15 protein-coding genes are annotated in these 26,076 nt (G+C 63.8%); 7 read left to right on the forward strand and 8 right to left on the reverse strand.

Annotated elements, in window-relative coordinates; genetic code table 11:
* The first annotated feature begins 2 nt into the window (after positions 1-2).
* From bcsB to BM438_RS03305, 3 genes are read left to right on the forward strand one after another with little or no spacing between them, the layout of a single operon-like run.
* A complete protein-coding gene (bcsB, locus tag BM438_RS03295) occupies positions 3-2,564 on the forward strand; it encodes a cellulose biosynthesis cyclic di-GMP-binding regulatory protein BcsB (protein WP_093632898.1) in 2,562 nt (853 codons plus the stop codon).
* Between the two features lie 10 nt (positions 2,565-2,574).
* Positions 2,575-3,783, forward strand: a complete 1,209-nt coding sequence (gene bcsZ / locus BM438_RS03300) for a cellulose synthase complex periplasmic endoglucanase BcsZ (RefSeq protein WP_093632899.1) — start codon at positions 2,575-2,577, stop codon at positions 3,781-3,783.
* Positions 3,774-8,555: a cellulose synthase subunit BcsC-related outer membrane protein gene (locus BM438_RS03305; protein WP_093632900.1), complete on the forward strand. Its 4,782-nt coding sequence runs from the start codon at positions 3,774-3,776 to the stop codon at positions 8,553-8,555. The genes bcsZ and BM438_RS03305 overlap by 10 nt, the downstream gene beginning before the upstream one ends.
* Before the next feature lie 803 nt (positions 8,556-9,358).
* Here the strand turns inward: BM438_RS03305 and BM438_RS03310 are convergent.
* A complete protein-coding gene (locus BM438_RS03310) occupies positions 9,359-10,591 on the reverse strand; it encodes a DUF2252 domain-containing protein (protein WP_093632901.1) in 1,233 nt (410 codons plus the stop codon).
* Positions 10,592-11,035: 444 nt separating this feature from the next.
* On the opposite strand from BM438_RS03310, the gene BM438_RS03315 reads away from it, so the two are divergent.
* Entirely contained in the window at positions 11,036-13,720 is a 2,685-nt protein-coding gene (locus BM438_RS03315; protein WP_093632902.1) for a hybrid sensor histidine kinase/response regulator, read from the forward strand.
* A gap of 36 nt (positions 13,721-13,756) precedes the next feature.
* Positions 13,757-14,677, forward strand: coding sequence for a DUF72 domain-containing protein (locus tag BM438_RS03320; protein WP_093632903.1), 921 nt, complete (start codon positions 13,757-13,759; stop codon positions 14,675-14,677).
* A 62-nt stretch (positions 14,678-14,739) separates the two neighbouring features.
* On the opposite strand, the gene BM438_RS03325 is transcribed toward BM438_RS03320, so the two are convergent.
* On the reverse strand, positions 14,740-15,585 hold the full coding sequence (locus BM438_RS03325; protein ID WP_167378291.1) for an MBL fold metallo-hydrolase: 846 nt from the start codon (positions 15,583-15,585) through the stop codon (positions 14,740-14,742).
* A 108-nt stretch (positions 15,586-15,693) separates the two neighbouring features.
* A complete protein-coding gene (locus BM438_RS03330; protein WP_244179238.1) occupies positions 15,694-16,359 on the reverse strand; it encodes a glutathione S-transferase family protein in 666 nt (221 codons plus the stop codon).
* A 257-nt stretch (positions 16,360-16,616) separates the two neighbouring features.
* Between BM438_RS03330 and BM438_RS03335 the strand changes: the two genes are divergently transcribed.
* Positions 16,617-17,645: an SGNH/GDSL hydrolase family protein gene (locus tag BM438_RS03335; RefSeq protein WP_093632905.1), complete on the forward strand. Its 1,029-nt coding sequence runs from the start codon at positions 16,617-16,619 to the stop codon at positions 17,643-17,645.
* A 222-nt stretch (positions 17,646-17,867) separates the two neighbouring features.
* Positions 17,868-18,134 carry a hypothetical protein gene (locus BM438_RS03340; RefSeq protein WP_093633237.1) on the forward strand — a complete coding sequence of 89 codons (267 nt, stop codon included), beginning with the start codon at positions 17,868-17,870 and terminating at the stop codon, positions 18,132-18,134.
* Here the strand turns inward: BM438_RS03340 and BM438_RS03345 are convergent.
* The 5 genes from BM438_RS03345 to BM438_RS03365 are packed head-to-tail and all read right to left on the reverse strand — an operon-like array spanning position 18,079 to position 26,028.
* A complete protein-coding gene (locus BM438_RS03345) occupies positions 18,079-19,470 on the reverse strand; it encodes an ATP-binding protein (protein WP_093632906.1) in 1,392 nt (463 codons plus the stop codon). The genes BM438_RS03340 and BM438_RS03345 overlap by 56 nt on opposite strands.
* A complete protein-coding gene (locus BM438_RS03350) occupies positions 19,467-20,180 on the reverse strand; it encodes a response regulator (protein WP_093632907.1) in 714 nt (237 codons plus the stop codon). The genes BM438_RS03345 and BM438_RS03350 overlap by 4 nt, the downstream gene beginning before the upstream one ends.
* A 16-nt stretch (positions 20,181-20,196) precedes the next feature.
* A complete protein-coding gene (locus BM438_RS03355; RefSeq protein ID WP_093632908.1) occupies positions 20,197-23,328 on the reverse strand; it encodes an efflux RND transporter permease subunit in 3,132 nt (1,043 codons plus the stop codon).
* Positions 23,325-24,455 (reverse strand): efflux RND transporter periplasmic adaptor subunit, encoded by a 1,131-nt coding sequence (locus BM438_RS03360; protein ID WP_093632909.1) that lies wholly within the window; start codon positions 24,453-24,455, stop codon positions 23,325-23,327. The genes BM438_RS03355 and BM438_RS03360 overlap by 4 nt, the downstream gene beginning before the upstream one ends.
* 4 nt (positions 24,456-24,459) lie before the next feature.
* On the reverse strand, positions 24,460-26,028 hold the full coding sequence (locus BM438_RS03365; protein ID WP_093632910.1) for an efflux transporter outer membrane subunit: 1,569 nt from the start codon (positions 26,026-26,028) through the stop codon (positions 24,460-24,462).
* Positions 26,029-26,076 lie beyond the last annotated feature (48 nt).

Below are 26,076 nucleotides of genomic sequence, written 5' to 3' on the forward strand. Positions count from 1 at the left end.
CAATGGGCAACAGGATGGCGAAGGGACACGTCGAACGCTCGAATCACGGGCGCAATGGGATGGAAACGGAGGCACGCCTTTTTGGACGCCCTCGCTCAAAACGGCTGATGCGCGGGCTTGCCTGCTGGCTCGCGTTGCAAACCGCGTTGGCGGCGCCACTGGCTTCGGCAGTTGAAGTGGCTGCAGCGGCCATGAGCGGCGCGAGTGCGTCGCAAGCGTCGCCCGCAGCCGGCGCCCCAGGCGCGGCGGCCGCTCGCGTCGCCACCGGCGTGGGCAGCGTGCCTGCGCCGAGCGTGGCCGTCCTCTACGATCCGAACGCGCTCGCGCAAGCGCAGCTGGCCACGCCCACGCCGGCGCTCGCCGCGTCGTCGGTGAAAGCCTTGGGGATCAAAACGCCGACCACGGCAGAACCGGGCACGCTGGTGCCGGGCGGCCGCCGTCAAACGCTCACGTTCGCCGACCTCGGCGCGCGCGATCCGCTGCAACTGCGCGGCACCGACGGCCAGAACGGCGTCGCGTTCTCCGTGCGCGGCGACGAAGTGGTGACCGGCGCGATCCTGCATCTGGTCTACAGCTACTCGCCGGCGCTGCTCGCGAATATTTCCCAGCTGAAAGTGCTGGTGAACGGCGAAGTCGCCGCGACGCTGCCGGTGCCGCACGAACAGGCCGGCATGCTCGTGGCGCGCGACGTCTCGATCGATCCGCGCTTCATCACCGAATTCAACCATCTGAACGTGCAGTTGATCGGTCATTACACGACCAGTTGCGAGGACCCGGCGAATTCGTCGCTGTGGGCCACCGTCAGCAATGCGAGTTCGCTCGATCTGACCTACGCGTCGCTCGCCAGCAAGCCGGATCTCGCCGCCCTGCCGCAGCCATTCTTCGACCGCCGCGACGTGCGCCGTCTCGAGCTGCCCTTCGTGTTCCCGCAAAAACCCGGCGCCGCGACGCTCGAAGCGGGCGGCATCGTCGCGTCCTGGTTCGGCGCGCTCGCCGGCTATCGCGGCGCGGTGTTTCCGGCGCAACTGGATAACGCGCCGCTGTCGGGCAACGCCGTCGTGTTCGCGACCGACGACCAGCGCCCGGCCGGCGTGACGATTCCGGCGATTTCCGGCCCGACGATCGCGGTGGTGGATCGCGAAGCGCCGGCGCGCGGCAAGCTGCTGCTCGTGCTCGGCCGCACCGAGGCTGAACTGAAAACCGCCGCTAAAGCGCTCGGCATCGGCCAGAACACGCTCACCGGCCCGAGCGCGACGATCACGCAGTTGAACGAACTCATGCAGCGTGCGCCGTACGACGCGCCGAACTGGCTGCCGACTAACCGTCCGGTGCGTTTCGGCGAACTCACCGATCCGCGCGACCTGACGGTGTCCGGCTATGACGCCGACGCCGTGCGCGTGAATCTTCGCGTGCCGCCGGATCTGTTCATGTGGCACACCAAGGGCGCGCCGATCGATTTGCGCTACCGCTATACGGTGCGTCCGCTGCGGGACCGTTCGTCGCTGAACGTCAGCGTCAACGACGGCTTCGTGCAGGCGCTGCCGATTCCGGCCGAGTCGGCCTCGGTGTTCGAGTTGGGCCATTACTTTGAGCGCGTGTTGCCGGACAAGACTGCCGAAGCGCGTCGCACCGTGCATATTCCGCCGCTGCTGCTGACGCCGCGCGCGCAGGTGCGTCTGCATTTCTTCTACGACATTCCGAACACCGGCGAATGCCACGGCCGTCTGCTGGAAAACGTGGTCGGCGCCATCGATCCGAACTCGACCATCGACCTCTCGTCGTTCCCGCATTACATGGCGCTGCCTGATCTCGCGGCCTTCGCCAATAGCGGCTTCCCGTTCACGCGGATGGCCGATCTCTCGGAGACCGCGGTGGTCCTGCCGAACGAGGCCGATTCGAGCGACTACAGCCTGTTCCTGCTGACCATGGGCCGCATGGGCGCATCGACGGGGTATCCGGTGAATGGCGTGACCGTCGGCACGGCCGACGACGTCGACAAGTACGCCAACAAGGACCTGCTGATTTTCGGCGCGCCGGGCAAGCAACCGCTGCTGCAACGCTGGGCCAAGTCGATGCCGTTCTCCAGCGACGGCGATTCGCGCACCTTCGCGCTCTCGGACGTGGTCTTCAAGCTCGAGGACTGGTGGCATGGCGAACGCGGCGTCGAACGCTCGCCGGCACGCGCCGACCTGACGCTCGTGAGCTCGAGCGGCGATGCGCTCCTGACCGGTTTCGAATCGCCGCTGCAGAAGAACCGCAGCGCCGTCGCGCTGGTGAGCGCGGCCGGCCAGTCGGACGCCGATCTGTCCGCCGCCCTGCTCGACGCCGACGTGCTGCAGGAAATTCAAGGCGCGATGGCCGTGGTCCACGGCCGCACCGTCACCATCACGTCGAACGGCGAAGCGTACTATGTCGGCCATTTGTCACCGCAGGAGTATCTGCGCTGGGCACTGTCGTCGCATCCGCTGTTGCTGATGCTGGGTGGCGTGCTCGCCGCGTTGATCATCGCCGGACTGTTCTACCGGACGCTGCGCTCGATCGCCGCGCGCCGCCTAAAGGACTGATAGGACTGATATGCGGGTTCGAAACATCAAGACACACGTGGCGCTAACGCTCGGGCTTGGCTTCGGCCTTGTCCTTGCGGCGGCCACGTGCTTTGCCAATATCACGAAGGTGGCGCAGACCACTTCGGCACCCGGCCAAACGGGTCCGTGTAACACAGACTCGCCGGCCTACCGCATCTTCGTCGAACACTTCGTGCAGGCCGATGGCCGCGTGATCGACTACTCCTCGCCACAGTTGAAGACCACCTCCGAAGGCCAGTCATACGGCCTGTTCTTCGCGCTGGTCGCGAACGACCGCGCAACCTTCGACCGGCTCCTGAACTGGACCCGCACCAATCTCGCGGGCAATCAGTTCGATGCGCAAAACGTGCGGCTGCCGTCGTGGCTTTGGGGCAAGAAGCCGGATGGCTCGTTCGGCGTGCTCGATCCGAATTCCGCATCCGACTCCGACCTGTGGATCGCCTACGATCTGCTGCAAGCCGGCCGCCTGTGGCATGAGGCGAGTTATACGCAACTCGGCGAGGCGCTCGCCGCGCAGATCGCGCGCCAGGAGATGACCACGCTGCCGGGCGTCGGCCCGATGCTGCTGCCCGGTCCGCAGGGCTTCAAAAATGGCGGCGTGACGCGCCTGAATCCGAGCTACCTGCCCTTGCCGGTGCTGCGCGCGCTCGCCAAAGACATGCCGAACGGCCCATGGGCCAAGCTCGCCGACAGCGCCTACAAGCTCATCAAGACCACCGCGCCGCAAGGTTTCGCGCCCGACTGGGCGGCGTGGCAGAACGGCCAGTTCGTAGTCGATCCGAAAGAAGGCGACACCGGCAGCTACGACGCGATCCGCGTCTATCTGTGGGCCGGACTCACCTCGCCCGCCGACCCGCTCGCCAAACCCTGGCTCGCGGCGCTCGGCGGCATGCGCGCGAAGGTTGCGCAAAGCGGCATTCCGCCCGAGAAGGTTTCGTCGACCACCGGTACGGCGAGCGGCGAAGGACCGTTGAGCTACTGGGGTGCGCTCGCGCCGTACTTCAAGGCGCTCAATGACGAGCGCGGCCTCGGTCTCGCGCGCACCCATCTCGCCGTGCTCGACACCAATGTGCCGGGCCGTGAACCTGTTTATTACGATCGTGTGCTGGGCTTGTTCGGCACCGGATTCATCGACGGCCACTATCGTTTCGACGAAGCCGGCCGTCTCGTGCCGAGTTGGAGAAATGCATGCGATTGAGCGCCCTCGCGTTTTCATTGCGGTTCGCGCTGAGCCTCACGGCCGTCTGCTGCGTGGCGACGGCTTCGCCTGACGCATTGGCGCAGGCGTCGAAAGACCCCTTGAACGTGCTGATCGATCAGGGCAAGTACTGGCAATCGCATCATCGCGGCGACCTCGCCGAGCAGGCGTGGCAGAAAGTGTTGCGCATCGATCCGAAGCAACCCGATGCGCTCTACGGCATGGGCATGGTGCTCGCCGACCGCAAGGACGGCGCCGGCGCGCAGCAATATCTGGCGCGTCTGAAAGCGGTCGCGCCGAACTATCCGAACCTGGACGAACTGGGCCGGCGCCTCGGCGAATCGAGTCTGCGTGACCAAACGGTCAACGATGCGCGGCGGCTCGCGCAAAGCGGTCAAAGCGCGAGCGCGGTAGAGGAGTATCAGCGCGCGTTGAACGGCAAGCCGGCCACACCCGCACTGCAACTCGAGTATTACCAGGCACTCTCCGCCACGCCGCAAGGCTGGGACCAGGCGCGCCGCGGCCTCGAACAGCTCGCACGCGATAACCCCGACGACCCGCGCTACGCCCTCGCCTACGCACAGCATCTGACGTATCGCGATACGACGCGCCGCGACGGTATCGCGCGGCTGCAGAAGCTTGCCGGCGACAGCACGGTCGGCGCGTCGGCGAAAAAGAGCTGGCGCCAGGCCTTGCTGTGGCTCGACGCACGGCCGTCGGACGCCGCAATGTACGAAGCGTATCTGCAAGGCGCAACCGACGACGCCGCGGTCAAGGCGCGCTTCGAGTCGATGGTTCAGCAGGACAAGGTGGCCCGCGATCGCGCCCAGGAAAATGCCGCCGTCGACGCCCGCGGCCGCACCATCGCCGATGGTTTCGCCGCGCTCGACCGCGGCGACCTCGGCACGGCGCGCGCGAAGTTTTCGTCAGTACTGGCGAATAGTCCGAACGACACCGACGCGCTCGGCGGCATGGGTATCGCCGCGTTGAAGCAGGAAAAATTCGCCGAAGCCCGCAACTATCTGGAACGCGCGTCGCGAAACGGCAATCCGGCGCGCTGGAAAACCGCGCTCGATAGCGCGACCTACTGGACCTATACCAGCGACGCCATCGGCGCGCGCAGCAATGGCGAGTTCGCGAAGGCGAAGTCGCTGTTCGAACGCGCGATCGCGCTGAATCCGTCCGACGTCACCGCACAGGTGCTGCTCGGCGAAATGCTGCTCACGAACGGCGACCCGGTCGGCGCCGAACAGGCCTACCGGATGGCGCTGCGCCGCCAGGCCGACAATCCCGATGCGATTCGCGGCCTCGTCGGTTCGCTCGCCGCACAGGGTCGTGGCGACGAAGCGCTGCAATTCGCCAATCAGCTGAACAGCGAACAACAATCGAAGGCCGGCGGCATCAACCGTCTGCGTGGCGAAGCGCAGGCCGCGCAAGCACGCGCGGCCGAAGCGCGCGGCGATCTCGGCAGTGCGCGCAGCCTGTTCGAAGACGCGTTGCTGAACGATCCTGACGATCCCTGGCTGCGCCTCGACCTCGCGCGTATTTACGTGCGCCAGGGCGCGGTTGCGAATGCCCGCAGCATGATGGACGGCCTCCTCGCCGCGCATCCCGACATGACTGACGCGCTGTATGCGAGTGCGTTGTTGTCGGCGGAAACGCAGGACTGGACGGCCGGTCTCGCGCAACTCGAACGGATTCCAGCCGCGCAGCGCACCGACGCGATGACGACCTTGCAGCATCGCCTGTGGGTGCATCAGCAGGCCGATCTCGCGACGCGGATGGCGCGCAACGGTCAGTCGCAACAAGCGCTGGCAACCTTGCACGCCGCCGAACCGGTTGCCGGCAACAATCCCGAACTGATCGGCGTGATCGCTGCCGCGTATCAGCAGGCGGGCGACCCGAATCGCGCATTGGGCCTCGTGCGCAGCGCGATGAACGCGGCGCCTGGCAACACCGATTTGCTGCTGCAATACGCGGGTATTCTCTCCGCCACGCAGCAGGAAGCCGAACTCGGCATGGTGATGCGACGCCTCGCAGCGATGCAGTTGACGCCGCAGCAGCGCACGGATTTCGGCAATCTGAATCTGGGCATCGTCATCAAGCAATGCGACGCGGTGCGTCAGCGCGGCGATCTTGCCAGCGCCTACGACGTGATCGCGCCGTGGCTCGCGGCGATGCCCGACAATCCCGATCTGCAAGCCGCTCTCGGCCGCCTCTATTCGAGCGCCGGCGACGACCGCAACGCGCTCGCCAGTTACCGCGTCGCGTTGCAGCGCAAACCCGACGACCTGAACCTGCTGCAAGCGACGATCTCCGCGGCATCTGGCGCGAAACAGTTTAGCTATGCCGAATCGCTCGCCAATCAGGCGCTTGCAGCGGCGCCGAACGACCCCGGCGTGCTGGCGACGGTCGGCCGCATGTATCGCGCCGAAGGCAAGCTGTCGCTCGCGTCGACTTATCTGCAACGCTCGCTGATCGCCGCCAATACGCCGCTGATGGCCAACGGGCCCCGCGCCAATGCGCCGAGCAACGTGCCGCGTGGCTGGGAAGTCGCGATGCGCCGGATCGGCGCGACGCCGCTGCCGGGCACCAATCCCTTCGAAGGTAAAACCGCAACGATCTCGCCGACCGACGCCGACAACGCCGCGCTCGCAGGTGGCGGCTTCAATGCCGCGCGTGCATCGCTCCCGTACTCGCAGTCCTCCTTGCCGTCCCAGACCGTGCCGAACTATCCGCCGCCCTCGCAGCCCGCGCCGTACGTTGCGCCCTATACGGCGCCTGCTCAGCCGTATGCGCCGAACGCCGCGCCTACCGCCGTTCCCTATAACGCGCCACGTCCCGGCACCAACGCGGATGGCTACGGCCAGGAGACCAACGGGTCGAGCCAGTCCGGCGCGCCGTTGCAGCCATATCCGGGGCAAGGGCAGGCGCAGATGCAGCAGGCGCAGCAGCAGCAGTACAACCCGGCGTATCCGCAGCAATCCGGTCACCCGCAACAAGGTGGATATCCTCAACAGGCGCAATATCAGCAGCAGGCGCCCTATCCGCAGCAGCCGGACGGTTATGCGACCACGCCGTGGCCGATGTCGCCTGCGGCACGCGATGCGCAGGCCAATGCCGGTTCGATGCAACAGCCGCGTTACACGAATTCGGCCACGAGCACGAAACGCTCGACCAGCAAGAAGCAAAGCACGTCGAAGAGCAACCGTAACGCGCAAGCCTATGCGCAGGCGCCGTATGGGCAGCAACAAGCTTATCCGCAGCAGCAACAGCCCTACTACGGCCAGCAGCCTTACCCGCAGCAACAACAGGCATACGCGCAGCAGGGTTACGCGCAGCAGCCTTACCAACCGGTGCCGCCGCAACAGGCCTACGGTCAGCAGCCTTATCAGCCGTATCCGAATCAGGGCTCGGGGTATTACGCGCAGCAACAGCAGCCGTATATTCCGCAACCGCCGACCGGTTACGCGCAGGCGTACTACCCGCAACAACCTGGCGCGAACGGTAACGGCGGCACCTACCCGCAACCGAACGTCGCCAATACGCAGACGCTCGGCGTGGCTGAAGAACTGGCGCAGGTCAATCGCGAGCAGTCGAGCACCGTGTCGGGCGGGGTCGTGTTCCGCAATCGCACGGGCGAGGACGGCCTGTCGACGCTGACCGATATCGAAGCACCGATTCAGGGGCGCATCAAGGCCGGCAACGGTCACATCGTCGTGACCGCGACGGCGGTAACGCTGGATGCCGGCACGGCCGCGGGCAGTCTATCGACGCTCGCGCGATTCGGCTCGGGGTTGTCCAATAGCACGTCCGCTACGGCGGCGGTGGCGGGCACCAACACTTATGGCAGCCAGACCGCCAACGGCGTAGGTTTGTCGCTCGGCTACGAAGGCCGCAACCTTAATGGTGATATCGGCGTAACGCCGCTTGGTTTCCCCGAGAAGAACATTGTGGGCGGCTTGCAATACAACGGTGGCATTACCGACAAGGTGTCGTATTCGCTGGCCGTCGCGCGCCGCGCGGTGACTGACAGCTTGCTGTCGTATGCCGGCGCGCGCGACTCCGGCTCCGGCCTCGAGTGGGGCGGCGTCACTTCCTTCGGCGGCCTCGCCAGTCTTGCATGGGATGACGGCACCAACGGCCTGTATGTGAACGCCGCGTACCAGAACTACCATGGCTATCACGTCGCAAGCAATAACGCAGTCAAAGGCGGCGGCGGTATCTACACGCGTGTTTACAAGGATGCCGATCAGACGCTCACTGTCGGTGTGAACACGACGCTGATGACCTATAACAAGAACCTCTCGTACTTCACGTATGGTCAGGGCGGGTATTTCAGTCCGCAGCAGTACATGATTCTGAATTTGCCGGTGGAGTGGACTGGGCGCAATGGTCAGTTTACTTATGACGTGAAGGGCTCGATCGGCGTACAGCATTACCGGCAGGATGCATCGGATTACTTCCCGCTCGACGGCACGCTCCAGACCAATGCGGCGGCGGAAGCCAAGACCCTCGGTTCGAATCTGGATAGTGGTGCGCAGTATCCTGGGCAGAGTAAGACTGGGGTTTCTTATTCGCTTAGCGCGGTGGGGGAGTATCAACTGGCTCCGCAGTTGGCGTTTGGGGCGACTGCGTCGCTCGGCAATGCTTATGAGTATCGCGAGTGGCTCGCGGCTGTTTATTTGAGGTATAGCTTTAGTAAGCAGACTGGGTTGCAGCCGTTTCCGCCTACGCCGGTCAGTTCGCCTTATTTGTCTTTGTCTAACTAGCTGGGGGTTTTTGCCTGCGCGGCGCTTTTTGGCCGTGTTCCTGGGGCTTTGGCCTTTCCTTGTTTTGGTGGTGGTTTATTAGCGTTCCCCCTGTGCGGGGGGGCACCTACTTTTCTTTGCCGCCGCAAAGAAAAGTAGGCAAAAGAAAGCGGCTAGAAACCCCTGCTAAGCGGGTCCCGCAGCTCGCTCAGGGTAGTGGTGCATCTGGAATCTGTGTTCGTGCCCATGCATAGGCTTGTGACAAGGGCGTCATACTTCCGGCGGCGCTGCGCGCGCCGAAGAGCCGCTCATAAAGCCACTCACTACGTTTTGACGCCTACGCCTCGCCAACAGGTCGTGGCTCGTCCTTGCATTGCCACCGCAGCCGCGACCGTGATTGCGAGGCACCGACAAACATTTGAAGTGGGGGTTTCCGGAGTGAGTGCAGGGCGCGTCGCCGAGGCGAAGCCAACGGCCCCCACAGACCTCAACCGAAGCCCATGGTTTCCCCTGCAGACCCGTCCGCGACGCACGCAGTGCGGAGTGGGAGCTGATGACTCCTTTGTCACTAACGCCGAATGTGCGAGAGCACGGATTCCAGTCGCACCACTACCCCAGGCAAACCACGGTGCCCGCTTAGCAGGGGCTTCTAGCCGCTTTCTTTGCTTATCTTTCTTTGCGGCGGCAAAGAAAGTAAGTGCCGCCCCGCACAGGGGCAACGCTAATAAACCACTAACAATGCAAGGAAAGGCACCAAAGCCAGAACAAGGAAAGCCCAAAGCCCCAGGACCACGGCCAATGCCGCCGCAAAAGGCAAAAACCAGTCACTTAATGCCCCCCTCAGTGGCATACCGTCGACAATGCTCCAAATACCCCACAGCATGACTACTAACCAACTCTAAAATACTTTTCCAAAGCCACCCCGGCGCATCGAGGGTTTTCGACCGATTCCTCCGCAACTCCGCAAGCCAGGCCGCGCGCTCAAGCGCATCCATTTGCCTCGCATGCGCCTTCCCCACCACCAACGCAAGAAAGCGCGCAGCTTTCATCGCCTCGTCCTGAGTCAACTGCTCAATCGTCAACTTCATATCCTGCGGCAGCAGCTCCCGTATAACAACAGCGCGATCCGATAACCGCGCCGCCCGCATCCGCTCGCCCAGCGAGGGCGACAAATGCCGCGCCCCCTCCACCACCCGCTCGGCGTTATCCCGCGGCATGCGCACTCGGGGATAACGCGGCGCGGCTGCCTGCGCTGCTTCCTTGATGTCGATCAGGCACAGGTCGTCGCCATCCACCGCGGCGCCGTCGATGTCCAGCAACACCGCATACCGCAACCGCCCCAGCGAACTGCACCCCTTCACCCAGTACGCCGCGTCGAGCACCTCGACATCGGCGTCGTCACCGCCGCCACGCAACACCGTCGCGAGCCGCGCCAGCGAACCCTTCTCGAACAGCGCCTCGATCTCGCGCCGCTCGCTCTTCGCCAGCGGCCAGAAGCGCGGGCCAAGTGGAATGGTCGGCTCGAGATCCTCAATCCGCTCTTCCGCCAGATGACGCCACGACCGGCGCACCGCCTCCTTCATCACCACCCTCACCGCCTCCGGCTTCTCGGCATGAATATCGGCATCGCCGGCCGCCTCGTCGAAGGCGCGCTCGTAACCGTCCGCCAACGCTTCCATCATGTGCACCGTAGTCAGTCCAGGCAGGTTCGAACCGCGCGCGGCCGTCGCCAGCGACAGCCCAAGGCGGATCAGGTCGTGCGCAGGATTGCCAATCACCGTCTGGTCAAGGTCGCGAATCAGGATCTCGACACGCCCTTCTGCATCGGCGACCGGTCCGAGATTGCCGGTGTGGCAATCGCCGCAGATCCAGATCGCCGGACCTTCAGGCAAGGTGTGGCTCTCCATCCCGTCGAGCCATTCGTAGAACTTGCTCGTGTTGCCGCGCACATAGGCGTGCGCCGAACGCGCCATTCTGGCGTTACGGCGCGTGGTCAATATCGCCTGCCGTACGTCCGGCTTGGGCAGCTTGTTTCGTGTGATGTTTTTCCTTGCCATCGTGTGGTCCGCGTTTATAGAAGTTCGAATCCGGCATGGCGCTCAACCCCCACCATGCGCCCGTTGGCATAAGCGAAGAAGAGCGGGCAGCACGAAACACGCCTGATGCCCCAAGCGCACCATTCAGGCCGCACTAAAGCCTAGACATCCAGTCAAAAACCGGCGACACGTGCGCTTCTTTCCGGATCACGCGCACTGACTCGATCAACGCAGGTAAAAGTTGCGAGGCGGTTCGCGCCGATTGTTCGGCTAAACCCGCAGAGCCCCTTCTGTTATGTCATCAGGCGAGCGTTGTAGCCTACAATTATTGCTGCCGCGTGGCCGCTTCGCGCCCGCTGTGCACGGCAGAAGATTCATCCCGCCTCCTGCTGAACATTCACGCGCGCCATGAGCGCCGGCAGAGTGGGGACACATTCATTGACGTGACCTCTGTGGAGCGCAGCAATGCCATTCCCGGCACAAGACCATGGTTGCCCCGGCTGGAACGGGGAAATGGCGCGACGCATCAGCGAATTCGACTGGGCCGCCACCGACCTCGGTGCGATAGAAAACTGGCAGCGCAGTCTGACCGCCACCGTTCAGATGCTGCTAGCCTCGCCCGTCCCCCTCGTGCTTCTGTGGGGCAAACCCGGCTACATGATCTACAACGACGCCTACGCGATTTTCGCGGGAGGACGGCATCCGTATCTGCTCGGCTGTCCGGTCGAACACGGCTGGCCGGAAGTCGCCGATTTCAACCGTCACGTGATGACGACGTGTCTCGCTGGCGGCACCCTGTCGTATCGCGACAAGGAGCTCGTTCTGCTGCGCGACGGTAAGCCCGAAGAGGTCTGGATGGACCTTTACTACAGCCCCGTTGCCGACGACAGCGGCGCACCCGCGGGCGTCCTCGCGATGGTCGTCGAAACCACCACGCGTGTACTCACCGAACGCTGGCGGCAACATGCCGAGGCCGAACTGCGCGAAACCAACGAACGGCTGCAACTCGCGCTCAATACCGGCGCGGTGCTCGGCACATGGGTGCTCGACGCGCGCACCGGCATCGTCACCGGTGACGAGCGTTTCGCGCGCACCTTTTCGTTTCCATTGGAAGAAGCCGCGAAAGGGCTTGAACGCAATGCAGCGACGCAAGTGATCCATCCCGACGACCAGCCGCTCAACGACCGCCTGACGGTCGAAGCGATACGCACCGGCCAGCCGTTTCGCGCCGAATACCGGATTCGCCGCCCCGATGGCGACTACATGTGGGTGCAGGCAAACGGCCAGTGCGAGTTCGACGAACAGGGGGAGCCGACGCGCTTTCCCGGCGTACTGATCGACATCCACGAACGCAAGATCGCCGAACAATCGCTGCGTCAGTTGACCGAAACGCTCGAACAACGCGTCGCCGATGAAGTCGCGGCACGGGCGCTCGCCGAAGAACAGTTGCGCCAGGCCCAGAAGATGGAAGCGATCGGCAGCCTCACAGGCGGCGTCGCACACGACTTCAACAATGTGCTGCAAGTAATCAACGGCAACCTGCAGATGCTCGCCGCCGACGCCGGTGAGAGTCCGGCCACGCTACGGCGGTTCTCCGCCGCGACGGATGCCGTCAAACGTGGCGCGAAACTGGCCGCGCATCTGCTCGCCTTCGCGCGCCGTCAGCCGCTCTCGCCTACCGTGCTCAATCCGTGCCGCCTGCTCACCGGCATGAGCGAGATGCTGCACCGCGCGCTCGGCGAGACCGTCAAGATCGAAACGGTGTTGAGCGACGACCTGTGGAATGTGCAGGCCGATCGCAATCAACTCGAAAACGCCCTGCTCAATCTTGCGATCAATGCGCGCGACGCGATGCAGGCCGACGGCACACTCACCGTTCGCGCGACGAACCGCGTGCTGGATCATGCGTTTTGCCGCGGCAAGCCGGAACTCTCGCCAGGCGAGTACGTGGAGTTCTCGGTGAACGACACGGGCACCGGCATGAAACCCGAAATCCTGGAGCACGTGTTCGAACCGTTCTTCACGACCAAGCCCGACGGCCACGGCACGGGCCTCGGCTTAAGCATGGTGTTCGGCTTCGTCAGGCAAAGCGGCGGCCATACGGTGATCGACAGTGAAGTGGGACGCGGCACGACCGTCTCGCTGTTTTTCCCGCGCTGCTGCGAGCCGGAAACAGTCGAAGCCGTCGATCAGACCTCGGCTCCGGTGGGCGGCGGCGAAACGATTCTGGTGGTCGAAGACGATGCGGATGTGCGCCTGACCGCCGTCGAAATGCTCGCGCAACTCGGCTATAAAGTTCTGACTGCATCGAGTGGCGACGCGGCGCTCGAATTCATCGACAGCGACGTGCCGATCGATCTGCTGTTTACCGATGTCGTGATGCCCGGCCAGGTGAAAAGCGTGGAACTGGCGCAGCGTGCTGCGGCGCGCTCGCCCATGGTGCCGACGCTCTTCACCTCGGGCTATACGCGCGACGAGATCGTCCATCACGGCAAGCTCGACGCCGGCATCACGTTGCTGTCCAAGCCTTATAGACGTGACGATCTCGCGCGCAAGGTGCGCAGCGTGTTGCGCGGCGCCGGCGTCGCCAGCGTGAGCGAGGGGCAGATTTCACCCTGCGTGCCGCGTACGGTCTACGATCCTGCCGGTGCAACTGAAGCGTCCAACCCGCGCGAAAGCCTGCACGCGCCTGCCCCTTCGGGTGAAAAACCGCTCGCCCACACCCCGGCGAATTCGCTAGCGGATCGCCTGGCAAATCCGTCGTTGCACCAACCCGGCACGCCGGCTCGCGTGCTGCTGGTCGAAGACGACGCCGATTCGCGCGACGCACTCTGCGATCTGCTCGGCGCGCTGGGACTCGACTGCACCGCGGTCGGGAGCGCAGAAGAAGCGCTGCCGCTCGTGCCCGCACAACGTTTCGACGTGTTGTTCACGGACCTGACCTTGCCCGGCATGTCCGGCGACAACCTGGCGCGCGCGGTGCTGAGTCAGCAGCCGGACATCCGCGTGTTGCTGGTGTCGGGTTATGGCGAGAACGCCGATATCGGCGACACGATTCCCGGCGCTCGGCTGCTCGGCAAGCCGCTCGACATCTCGCAGTTGCGGCGCGAACTCGCGGAGTGGCTCGATCACACGGAGGCGGCTTCCTAGGCTCGCCTGTGCGCGGTAACCACCACTTTGACGCCGATGGACATCCTCTGCGGCACCGCAGGCTGGACCGACAAAACGCTGATCGCCTGTAAGCGGTTTTATCCGCCCGGCAGCAGCAGCGCTGAAGCCCGGCTGCGCTTTTACGCATCGCAGTTTCCATTGGTCGAAGTCGATTCGGCCTACTACGCTATGCCGTCGGCAAGCAATGCGCAGTTGTGGACCGAGCGCACGCCGGAAGACTTCACGTTCAACTTCAAGGCGTTTCGGCTGTTTACCGGACATCAGACTTCGCCCGACGTCCTGCCGAAAGACATTGCGATGGCGCTGCCGGAAGGCATCACGGGTCCGCGCAAGAAAAACGTCTACTACCGCGACATGCCTGCCGAGATCCTCGATGAACTGTGGCGGCGCTATCTGGAAGCGCTGGAACCGTTGCGCGCGAGCGGGCGGCTCGGCGCGGTGCTGTTCCAGTTCGCGCCGTGGATCACGCGCGCGCCTGATGGTCTCGCGCTCGTGGAAGAATGCCGGGCGCGCATGGCGGGCTACATGATGGCCGCCGAGTTTCGCAATCAGTCCTGGTTCGACGATCAGCACGCGCCATGGACGCTCGATTTTCTGCGCGAACGCAGCCTCGTCCACGTGATCGTCGACGCACCGCCTGATGTGACGAACCGCGTGCACACCGTATGGGAAGCAACCCATCCTCAACTCGCGATGGTGCGTCTGCACGGCCGCAATACGCAGGCATGGAGCGCAACGGGCGCGGCAAGCGCGGCCGATCGCTTCGACTACGACTACAGCGACGACGAGCTGACCGGACTGGCCCCCTCGATCCGCGCAATCGCGACGCGGGCCGGCCGTACCCACGTCATCTTCAATAACTGTTTCGAGGACCAGGGGCAGCGCAACGCGCGGACGCTAATGAGCATCCTGAGGGCGGACGCGAAGCCGCTATGAGCCAGTCGTCGGTTCGACCAGGCATCGGGCAGCGCCGCGCTTCGCAGCTTGCCGGGAAAGCCTCAGTCCGCTTTTACCGTATCGAGAAACGCTCGGAGTTCGCGCTGCATGGTCGGTGCATCCAGAACGACACTTCCGCCATGTCCGGCGAATACGCCACTGAAGCTTTCGTGAACGAGCCGCTCGAGGGAGCGAAGCTGGGTGGGCCAGTCGTACCAGCAAAAGTCGCGAAAGGCATGCAGAGCGCGCTTTTCGAAATCCCAACTCAGTGAGTCTCCGGAGAAAAGCGCGTGGTTGATGAGGAACATGACGCTTCCCTGCGTATGTCCCGCCACCGGAATGACCCGAACGCCCGGCAACATCTCATGCGCCAGATCACTTGTGATGACGTCGGTGACGAACGGTGCGCCATCGGCATCGTTTGCATGGATCCAGACGCGGGCGCCAAAACGCTTCGCATAGAGACCCGCGTCCGCGACATCGTCGCGGTGGGTCAATAGGATGTGATCCAATCCTCCGGCTTCCGCGATCCAGCGCTCGAGATGGCCGGACCAGCGCGGCCCGTCGATCATCAGACGCAGGCCCCCTGCAAGCGTGAAGTAGCTGTGAGCACCGTACGAAGAGCGGGCGTTATATCCGAGCCGCCACACGCCGGGCGCCAGGGCTTGCGGGAAGAGGCCTGTCGGCATCTTCAAACCTTTTGGCGCCCGAACGGCTGCCGCCGGACAGAGGAGCACGCCTCGCCACGCATCTTCTGTTTCCTGTTCACTGGCAGGCTGGTGAGCAAACGCCGAAGCACCGTTTCGCTCGATGAACAGATTGGGAGCGGCCGTTCGAACCGCGCCGCAGTTGAAGCACGCCGCACTTACGTGCCAATGATCATCGACATCATCTTTGTCCTCCGCCATAGCGCGCTCCTGGCTGATATTGGGCAGACGGTTCAAAGATAGCATCTTTGCCCGATTGAGAATTGCGGGGCGTTTAGTTGGCCCTCGCGATGACACGGCCGACCTTCATCAGCCGGCCGGTTGCTGGCCAGTGAAAACCGCCAATTGCGCGGCGAAAGCACGTTTGTAGGCGGGCCGCGCTTCACCGCGGGCAACATAGGCGGAGAGGTTCGGATATTCGTCCAGCAGCCCCGATGCTTTCAACCTGAGTAGTACGGACACCATAAGCAGGTCGCCCGCGCTGAACGCACCATCGAGCCAGTCGGCGTTGCCAAGGCGATTGGAAAGCTCGCCCAGCCGGTCACGGATGCGATCCTTGACGAGCGGCAGGCGCTCGTCGTACCAGCTCTTGTCTCCCTCCAGGAATTTAGCGGTTTGGAGATCGAGGATCGGCGGCTCAACCGTGTTGAGCGCGGCAAACATCCATGTGATCGCGCGTGCGCGGGCATCCGCATCGTCAGGTAGCAGGCCTGCGTGGCGCTCGGCGATATGAAACACGATCGCCCCCGACTCGAACAGGACCAGCGCGCCTTCTTCATAGGTCGGGATCTGCCCAAAAGGATGAAGCGCGCGATGCGCGGGTTCCTTCATCGCATCGAATGAAACCAGACGCACCTCGTAGGGTTGGCCGACTTCTTCGAGCGCCCAGCGAACACGCGTGTCACGCGCCAGTCCCCTGCCGCAATCGGGCGAACGTTCAAAGGCGGTGATAACGGGGGTCAGTGGAAGGGGCACGATGGATTCTCCTTTGCCGGATGTCTCATTGCGTGCCGGATACGCAATTCCAGCGCTTACCTACTCGACGTTCGAGATCGGGCTGAATCGACATCGCTGAACTCATTTTATTAGACGACCCAATCATCCCGCTGCGTGGCTCGCCGCGAGCGGCATCCTTTTTGCTACCCCAGAAGTACTGTCGAGAGAACGATATGCAGGCTGGCGCTACGTCCGCCACATAGGGCAACCGCCCGTTCAATCTGTGGGGAGGCGCTATGCAGGGAAGCAAAGACACGGTACGTGCTGTAATTCTTGCCACGATGATGTCGCTATTGACAGCATGCGGCGGCGGTGGAGGCGGAGGCAGCTCGAGCAATGGCAGTGGCACAGCCACGCCGCCGGGCGGCGTCAAATTGCAAGTTGTCTCATTCGGCGACAGCCTGTCGGACGTCGGGACCTATGCGCCGCTCGCGAGCGCGGTGGGTGGCGGGCGTTTCACCACCAATCCGGGCCAGGTCTGGACCCAGAACGTCGCGCAATATTACGGCGGCACGCTCAGCGCCGCATTTACGATCGACGTCACGCATAAGCTGAGTGCGCAAAACGGTCTCGGCTATGCCGAGGGCGGCTCCACCGTGGCGACGCCGGCCAACCAGAACGACTTTCTTACGAACGTGATCGGCAATGTCGAAATGCCGGTCAATCAGCAGGTTTCGAGCTATCTGGCCACGCACGGGAGTTTCAATTCCGGTCAACTGGTTCTGGTTTGGGCCGGCGCGAACGACGTGCTTCGCGCCGGTTCGCTGCCGGCGGCGGCGCCGACGGTACAAACGGCGGCAACCACGCTCGCTCAGCTTGTCGGGCAGATCGTTCAGAACGGCGCCACGCATGTGGTGGTGATCAATGTTCCGAATGTCGGTCTGTCGCCCAAAGGCCTCGCCGCGGCCGACGGCGGGGCCAATCTGACCCAACTATCGCAACTCTTCAACCAGGACCTGAACGCTGCCTTGCAGGCCGATGGCCTGCAAGGCAAGGTCATCCAGATCGATTCCTATACATGGGTAGACCAGATCATTGCGAACTTTCAGGCTAATGGCTTCGTCGTGGCAAATACCGGTCAGGCCTGCGACCCCAAGAAAACGCCGGACGACACGGCATTGCTGTGCTCACCGGCGACCTATGTGACGGCCAATGCCGACCAGACGTACATGTTCGCCGACGATCTTCATCCGACGACGCATCTGCATGCGCTATTCGCCCAGTTCGTCGAACAGCAGATCGCCAGCAGCGGTCTGGGTCACTGAGCCTTCGGAACGATGACGACTTGCCGACATAAGGCTTTCCCGATAAATTCCGGCGACTTGCGCTTCGTCTGGCGTGTGATACGTTAGTGTTAGGGATGTTCGTGTATGTGCGCGGCACGAACGACCCCTGGTATGATGCCAATCGAGCGCCGGCCGGCGTTCGATTCGGCACCACGTTTCGCCGCAGCGTTTGTCATTGCATTTCCAGCCACGAGAACCATCATGCCCGCCCAACACGACGAAGTCCCCACTACCAGCACCACGCCGGGCAAGGCTAAGCGCAAGGATCTGTCCATGGTGGCGCGCAATCTTATGATGGTTGCGATCGGCGTCATCGTCTTCGCGATCGTTGCGACTGTCGTGCTCTACGGTCCGATTACTTACGGCGACGAGATTCCCAACTTCGGCATCATCCTCATGCTGACCGTGCCGGTCATTGCGGGCGTGGCCTTCCGGGTGGGACTGGATGCGTGGCTGGACCGGGAATGAGTGGCAACACCACCCACACTTCCAACCCGCCGCCCTCGCGCGCATGAAACTGCAGGCTGCCGCCGTGCAGCCGCGCGATCCGCTCGACAATCGCCAGCCCCAGCCCGGTGCCGCCGCTATGCGCGCGAGCATTGCGGCCACGCTGAAATGGCGCTTTCAGTTGCTCCAACTCCTCCGCTGAAAGACCCTTTCCGCGATCGCCGACCGCAACATACACGGCTTCGCCTGTGGCCCAACTGCGCACGGAGAACCCGGTGCCGCCATAGACGATCGCGTTCTGCATCAGGTTCATCAGAAGCCGCATCATGCTGATTGGCCGGTAGGCAATCGCAGGCAGAACCGCGAGCGACAGCTCAAACTCATGGCCCAGCCCGGCGAAATCGCCGGCAAGCCGCTCGACCAATGCATTGAGATCGCCGGGCTCCGCCGCTTCACGCTCGCCACTGCCAGCGTAATCCATGAACTGCTGCAAGATCGTCTCGATCTGGTCCAGATATCCCTCGGCGGCGACCACGAAGCTGCTGTCGCTGCCGTCAGGCATCGCCATGGCCATCGAGAGCCGCAACTTGGTGAGCGGCGTGCGGATGTCGTGCGAGATGCCCGCCAGCATCAGCGCGCGCGTCGCCTCGGCCTGCTGCAGCGCATGCGTCATCTGATTGAACGCGCTGCTCACCGTGGCAATCTCGATGGGACCGTCGGTCGACAACGGCGCGGGCGTTTCGCCGGCACTCACGCGACGCGCCGCCTGCGTCAACGCCTGGAGCGGCTGGTTGAGGTGGCGCTGGATCACGTAGCCGGTCAGCGCCGCCAGCGCGCCCAAACCGAGCGACAACAGAATCGCGGCGTCGAGTCCGTTGCCTTGCGCGTCCTCGGGAATCGGCAGCGCGATCCAGTACGGCGTGTGCGGCGCATCGGCCGGCGCATGCATGCGAATCCACAAGCGTTGACCGCCTTCGGACTGCCAGAGCGCGGGCATGTCGGCGGGCAGATGCTCGCGCAAGCTGTCGAGAAACACGTTGCGCTGATACGTGCGATAAGCGCGCATCAGACTGGGCGGTGGTTCAAGGGCGGCATCGGCGGGTAGTTGCGTGCGAGCATCGAGGCGTGCAGTCAATTGGGCGCGCGCACCCGGCGGCGTGGCTTGAAGCAGACTATCGAGCGTCGTCACGTAAGTGGCGAACACCGTGGCTGCCCGTTCGACGCGGGGCCGCTGTACATAGTGCAGCAACACCGCAAGCGCGCAGAGCTGGCTCAGCATCACCAGCACGATCAGCAAGAGGATATTGCGCGCCAGCAGCGTTTTAGGCAGCGCCCTCTGCAGCCACGCGCGCGTCATGAGTCGACGTCCGCGACCAGCATGTAGCCGACACCCCACACGGTCTTGATGAAGCGCGGCTTCGACGGGTCGTCCTCGATGATCTGCCTGAGCCGCAGCACCTGCACGTCGATGCTGCGATCGAGCGCATCGTGATCACGCCCACGGGCGCGCGCCAGCAGATTGTCACGACTCACGGGCCGGTTCGGCGACGAGGCCAACGCGACCAGCAACAACATCTGCGCCGAATGAATCTCCAGCAGTTCGCCGGTGCGCGACAACTGCTGCTTGCCGACATCGAGACTGAAATCGCCGAAGCGCACGCTCTGCGAGGTCACGGTGACATCGCCCGAGGCGATCTTCTGGCGGCGCAGCAGCGCATTGATCCGCGCCACCAGCTCACGCGGCAGGAAGGGTTTGGCGAGGTAGTCGTCGGCGCCGGTTTCGAGGCCGAGCACCCTGTCGAGCGGATCGCCCTTCGCGGTCAGCATCAGGATCGGCAGCGTCTGCCCTTGCTCGCGCAACCGGGCGCAGATGGCAAGTCCGTCCTCTTCGCCGATCATCAGATCGAGCACCAGCAGATCGAACGGCTCACGCTCGAGATAGCGGTCGAGCCGCTTGCCGTCCTCCGCGATCCGGACATCGAAGCCATGCCCGCGCAGAAAACGCTGCAGCATGTTGCGCAGTTCGGCTTCGTCGTCGAGCACGATGATTTTGGCGGGGCGTTCCATACGAAAGCTCCTCGGTTTAAGCGTCGGGCGGTGCATGCCGCGCCGCGTGCCGTTCGGCCTGGCGCTGCAACAGCACGTAGAACGACGGGATGAACAGCACGGCAATGCACGTTGAAGCGAGCATCCCCGAAAATACAGCAATCCCGAGCGAACGGCGTGCGCTCGCACTCGCGCCGGTGGCGATCACGAGCGGCACCACGCCGAGAATAAACGCGAACGAGGTCATCATGATCGGCCGGAACCGCAAGCGTGCCGCTTCCACCGCGGCCTCGGCAACGCCCACGCCCTGCGCGCGCAGATGCCGCGCGAACTCGACGATCAGAATCGCGTTCTTCGCCGACAGCGCGATCAGCAACACGAGGCCGATCTGCGTGTAGAGGTTGTTGGCAGCCCCAAGCATGGCAAGCGTACCGGCTGTACCGAGCAACGCCAGCGGCACGGCGAGCACGACCGCCACCGGCAGCAACCAGCTTTCGTATTGCGCGGCCAGCACGCAGAACACCAGCAATACGCCCACGGCAAACACCCAATAGGCCGAATTGCCGACCAGTTTCTCCTGATACGACATCGCGGTCCATTCGTAACCGATACCCGCCGGCAGCACGCGTGCGGCTTCCTGTTCGAACGCGGCGATCGCCTGACCGGTGCTATAGCCGTTCGCCGGATTACCATTGATGGCCGCGGCCGGCGCGAGGTTATACAGCGTCGCCACGGCCGGGCCGACGCTCGTATGCGCATCGATGAAGGTGCCCAGCTCCACCATATGGCCGCTATTGCTGCGAATCTGCAAGCGGCGAATGTCGTCGGTTTCGCGGCGAAACGCGCCGTCGGCCTGCACGAACACGGGGAACGTGTGGTTGAACGTCGTGAACTGGTTCACATAGCTCGAGCCGACGTAATCCTGCAGCAGGTCGAACACATTGCCGACCGGCACCTGCAGCGACTCGGCCCTGGCGCGATCGAGCGTGAGTTCGACGGTCGGCACCGACGCGCGAAACGGGCTGAACACGCGCTGCAGTTCAGGCCGCTTCGAGACGCTGGCGATCAGCGCGTCGGTGGCATCCTGCAAGCGCTGATAGTTCTGCGAGCCGTCCGTGAGCATTACCTGCATCTGCACGCCGCCGCTATTGCCGAGGCCCTGGATCGGCGGCGGCACGATCACCACGGAGCGCACGTCAGGCAGTTTCGCGAGTTCGCTATTCATGCGCAAATACAGCGAGCGCAGGTCCTCGCCTTTGCCGCGCTTGCTCCAGTCGTCGAGCGTGACGTAGATCAGCGCGGAATTCGGCAGCGACGCGTTGTTATCAAGCGGAGAGATGCCACCGATCGACACCACATGGCTCACGCCAGGAATCGCACCGATGCGCTTCTCTATCTGCGTACTCGCCTCGCGGGTGCGGCCGAGCGAAGCGGCATCGGCCAGTTGCGCGGCGATCAGGATATAGCCCTGATCTTCGAGCGGAATAAAGCTGGTGGGCACGCGCGTCAGCAGAAACGCAGACGCCGCGCCGAGCACCAACGCGATGCCGAGCGCGAGGCCACAGCGCTGCACGAACCAGGACACAATGCGCACATAGCCCTTTTCGACACGGGCGTACCCCTTGTCGAACACGCGATACACAACGTTCGGCTTGCCGGGCCGCGCGTGCCGCAGCCAGCGCACGCTTTGCACCGGCTTGAGCGTCACCGCGTTGATCGCGCTGATGATGGTCGTTGCGACGACAACCAGCGCGAATTGCCGGTACATCTGGCCCGTGACGCCACCGAGAAACGCCGATGGCAGAAACACCGAGATCAGCACCAGCGTGATGCCGATGATCGGCCCGAGCAGCTCGTGCATTGCGTCGATGGCAGCCTGCTTCGGCGTCTTGCCCTGCTCGATATGCTGCGTAATCCCTTCGACCACTACGATCGCGTCGTCCACCACAATGCCGATTGCCAGCACGATCGCGAACAGCGTCAGCAGGTTGATCGAGAAGCCGAGCATGTAGATCGCGCCGAACGTGCCGATGATCGTCACCGGAATTGTCGTGGCGGGCACGAGCATCGCGCGCCAGTTCTGCAGGAACAGTAGGATCACCGCGAGCACCAGCAACGCGGCTTCGAATAGTGTCTTGTACACGTCGATCACGGATTGCCGCACGAAGGTCGTCGTGTCGAACGGCAATTGATAGCTGACGCCCTTCGGCATGTCCTTGGCAAGCCGCGCCATGGTCGCTTTCACGGCGTTGCCGACTTCCAGTGCGTTGGCTTCCGGCAGTTGATAGATGGCAATGCCCGCAGCCGGTTTGCCGTCGAGATTGAAGAACTGCCCATAGCTCGACGAACCGAGTTCAGTGTGACCCACATCGCGAATGCGCACGAAGTGGCCACCGTCGTTCGGATCGGCTTTAACGATGATGTCGTCGAACTCGTGCGGATCGGACAGCGCGCCCTGCATCGTCACTGTGAGCTGGAACGCTTGGCCGCCCGCGTTCGGCTCCGAACCGAGCTGGCCGGCGCTCACGTCCTTGCTTTGGCTCTGGATCGCCTGCATCACGTCGGCGGCCGTCAGACCGCGCTCGCTCAGCTTCTGCGGATCGAGCCACACGCGCATGCTGTACTGCCCCGTGCCGAACACGGTGACGTCGCCGACACCCGGCAAACGCGCCAGCGTGTCGCGCAGATAGATCACCGCGTAGTTGCTCAGAAACAGCGAATCGTATTTCGGATCAGGCGACTGCAGTGTGTACAACTGCAGAATCGCCGTGGAGCGTTTGCGCACGGTCACGCCCTGCTGCTGCACCGCTTGCGGCAATTGCGCGGTGGCGGCCGACACGCGGTTTTGCACCAGCACCTGCGCTTTATCGACATCCGTGCCGACGGCGAAGGTGACGGTGAGCGTATAGGTGCCATCGTTCGTGCTGGTCGATTGCATGTACAGCGCGTTTTCCACGCCATTGACCTGCGTTTCGATCGGCAAGGCCACGCGGTCGATCACAGTCGCGGCGCTCGCCCCCGGAAAGCGTGCGACAACCTGCACGGTCGGCGGCGTGATCGGCGGATATTGCGCGATCGGCAGGTTAATCAGCGCGACCGCGCCGAGCAGCATCACGATCAACGCGATCACATTGGCAAGAACCGGCCGCTCAACGAAGAAACGGATCATGACTGACCCTGCGCCGCAGCGGCGACCACCTGCACCTTGGCGCCGGGCGCGACAGCCAGCGCACCGCCGGTCACGACCTGATCGTTCGCGGTGAGCCCCGAGGTGACCGCCCGCTGCGAACCGTACAAACCACCCGTGACAACCGCGCGTTTTTCGATCACGCCCGCGCCGTTCACGATCAGCACCGACGCGCCTGCCTGATCGCGCAGCAATGCCGTGTCCGGCACCAGCAACACGTTGTGCGGCGCGCCAGCAGGAATGTGCACTTCAACCGACATGCCAGGGATCAGATGCGCGTCCCGATTGGCGATATCGGCGCGCAGTTTGACCGCCCCGCTGCTCGGATCGACGCGTGTGTCGACAAATTCGAGCGCGGCGTCCTCACCTTGCCCCTGGCCCGCGGCCGCGCCGAGCACATTGACGCGCACCGTGCGGGGTGGCTGCGTGAAGAGCCCGATGCGGTTGGCGTCGCGCTCGTTGAGCGTGAAATTCACATACACCGGCTGGATGCGATCCAACGTGGCGAGCTTGGCGGAGTCGGACGCACCCACCAGATTGCCGACGTCGAATGCACGTGCGCCGATGCGGCCCGCAAACGGCGCGCGGATTTCGGTGTAAGCGAGATTGATACGCGACATGTCGCGTTTGGCGAGCGCCTGGTCGCGTGTGGTCTGGGCTTTTTGCAGTGTCGATTCAGAGGTCGCGTTATCGGACGTGAGTTGCTTTTGCCGGACCAGTTCCTGGTCGGCATTGTCGAGCGCGGCCTGGTCGTAAGTCAGTTGCGCGCGATACGTATCCGGCTCGATGCGAAACAGCACCTGCCCTTGCTTGACGTAAGCACCATCGGCAAAGCCGATTTCCTTCAGCACACCCTGCACGCGCGCGATTAGCGTGACGGTCGCCGAGGGTGCGACGGTGCCGCTCAGATCGAGTTGTTCGCGCACCTCGCGCTGCACCGGCCGCATCACGCTGACTTGCGGCAGGGACGCGGCTTGCGACGATTGTGCGGCGGGCGCGCTGCCGTCGCGGCACGCGGCCAGCGCCATTGCCGCTGCCAGCACGATGCAAAACCTCGCTCCCAGGTGCGTGTTCGCCACGCTACGCTGTGCCCCGCTCCCGTTTTTCATGTTCTTATTTCCCATTCTCGAGCTGGCCTCCACTGGCGCGCGCCAGCGCGGAATTCGCTGGCGGGTTCAGTAAGCGCCCCCAGTCCGTGCGCTGCGCCATCTGTTCGGCGATCTGTTCGCTCACCACCTGCTGCCCCTCTGCCACTTCCCAGCCGCCGCCCAACGCGCGATACAAGGACACCGCCGCAAGCGCGGCAATTCCCTGGTTCTGCGCGAGCGAATCGCCGTCACGCAGCATCGAACGCGATGCGTCGAGCACCGTGTCGTACGTGACCGATCCCGCGCGATACTGCACATTCGCGAGCTTCAAGGCGCGCTGCGACGCATCGGACGCACGCGACGACGCCGCCAGCGCATCGAGCGAGGTACGTAGTGCGGCAATCGCGTCCTCCACTTCTTTCTGCGCTTGCAGCACCGTGTTCTGATAGTCGAGCACGGCCTCCTGGAAGGCCGCGTCCTGAATCCGCACGGCGTTCTTCAACTGGCCTCGATCGAGGATCGGCAGCGTGATGCCCGCGGAGAAGAGACCGATCGTCTTGCTGCCCCACTGCGATAGTCCAATGCCATGCTGTTCGCCCGACGAAAGCCCGAACAGTCCCGTCAACGATAGCGACGGATACAGCTTCGCCTTGGCCGCGCCGATCAGCGCCGATTGCGCCGCCGCGTTGAGCGCGGCCTGGCGCACGTCAGGGCGCCGGCGCAGCAGATCGGCGGGAATACCGACATCGATCTGCGTCGGCGGCACCGGAATCGCGCTGCTGCCTTTGAGTTGCGCATCGACTGCGTCGGGAGGATCGGCGAGCAGCACGGCAAGTGTGTCGCGGTCTTGCGCGCGTGCCTTGATGAGCGGCGGAATCTGCGCCTCGGTTTCGGCCACCAGCGTGGCAGCCTGCTCGACGTCGAGCTGGCTCGACGCGCCGCGTTTGTAGCGCGCCTGGGTCAGCGTAAGACTCTGCTGCACCGCCTTCAGGTTTTGCTGCGCCACCGCGATACGCTGCTCGAGCGCGCGCAGGTCGATGTACGCATTGGCGACATCGGCGAACAGCGACACGAGCGCGTTGTCATACGCCGCTTCGGACACGCGCAGTTGCGCGCGATCCGATTCGATCTGCCGGCGATACTTGCCCCAGAAATCGATTTCCCAGCCCACGTTCACACGCAGATGCTCGGCCCACAGATGCGTGGGCGGAATCGGACCGACGCCGCTTGTGTTGATATGGTCCGCGCCAGCAGACACGCTGCCCGATTGCGGCAGCAGATTCTCGGCGCTGATCGCGAGTTGCGCGCGCGCCTTGAAGATATGCAAACCTGCCACTTGCAGCGACAGATTGCGTTCGTACGCACGCTGTTCCAGTGCGCTCAGCACCGGATCGTTGAAAGCCGTCCACCAGGCCGCCTGAGCACCAGGCGCGGTCTGCGCCTCGCCTGCCAGGCTTTCGAGCCACTGGTTTTCGAGCGTCACGTCCGGCTGTTTGAAGTCGGGGCCGACCGTCACGCAACCCGTCAGCGCCACGCTCATCGATACAATCAGCGCACAGGCGATAGACAGGCGGCAGGACGTGGCTGGTTTCATCACGCATTGAGGCGTCAAATATCCTACGATCCCGCCGATGCCCGCGCG

This window comes from Paraburkholderia aspalathi (assembly GCF_900116445.1).
Lineage (GTDB): Bacteria > Pseudomonadota > Gammaproteobacteria > Burkholderiales > Burkholderiaceae > Paraburkholderia > Paraburkholderia aspalathi.

Bases quoted from the DNA above. Each gene is read 5' to 3' on its own strand.
- bcsB (WP_093632898.1), top strand. From the start codon at position 3: ATGGGCAACAGGATGGCGAAGGGACACGTCGAACGCTCGAATCACGGG.
- bcsZ (WP_093632899.1), top strand. From the start codon at position 2,575: ATGCGGGTTCGAAACATCAAGACACACGTGGCGCTAACGCTCGGGCTT.
- BM438_RS03305 (WP_093632900.1), top strand. From the start codon at position 3,774: ATGCGATTGAGCGCCCTCGCGTTTTCATTGCGGTTCGCGCTGAGCCTC.
- BM438_RS03310 (WP_093632901.1), bottom strand. From the start codon at position 10,591: ATGGCAAGGAAAAACATCACACGAAACAAGCTGCCCAAGCCGGACGTA.
- BM438_RS03315 (WP_093632902.1), top strand. From the start codon at position 11,036: ATGCCATTCCCGGCACAAGACCATGGTTGCCCCGGCTGGAACGGGGAA.
- BM438_RS03320 (WP_093632903.1), top strand. From the start codon at position 13,757: ATGGACATCCTCTGCGGCACCGCAGGCTGGACCGACAAAACGCTGATC.
- BM438_RS03325 (WP_167378291.1), bottom strand. From the start codon at position 15,585: ATGGCGGAGGACAAAGATGATGTCGATGATCATTGGCACGTAAGTGCG.
- BM438_RS03335 (WP_093632905.1), top strand. From the start codon at position 16,617: ATGCAGGGAAGCAAAGACACGGTACGTGCTGTAATTCTTGCCACGATG.
- BM438_RS03340 (WP_093633237.1), top strand. From the start codon at position 17,868: ATGCCCGCCCAACACGACGAAGTCCCCACTACCAGCACCACGCCGGGC.
- BM438_RS03345 (WP_093632906.1), bottom strand. From the start codon at position 19,470: ATGACGCGCGCGTGGCTGCAGAGGGCGCTGCCTAAAACGCTGCTGGCG.
- BM438_RS03350 (WP_093632907.1), bottom strand. From the start codon at position 20,180: ATGGAACGCCCCGCCAAAATCATCGTGCTCGACGACGAAGCCGAACTG.
- BM438_RS03355 (WP_093632908.1), bottom strand. From the start codon at position 23,328: ATGATCCGTTTCTTCGTTGAGCGGCCGGTTCTTGCCAATGTGATCGCG.
- BM438_RS03360 (WP_093632909.1), bottom strand. From the start codon at position 24,455: ATGAAAAACGGGAGCGGGGCACAGCGTAGCGTGGCGAACACGCACCTG.
- BM438_RS03365 (WP_093632910.1), bottom strand. From the start codon at position 26,028: ATGAAACCAGCCACGTCCTGCCGCCTGTCTATCGCCTGTGCGCTGATT.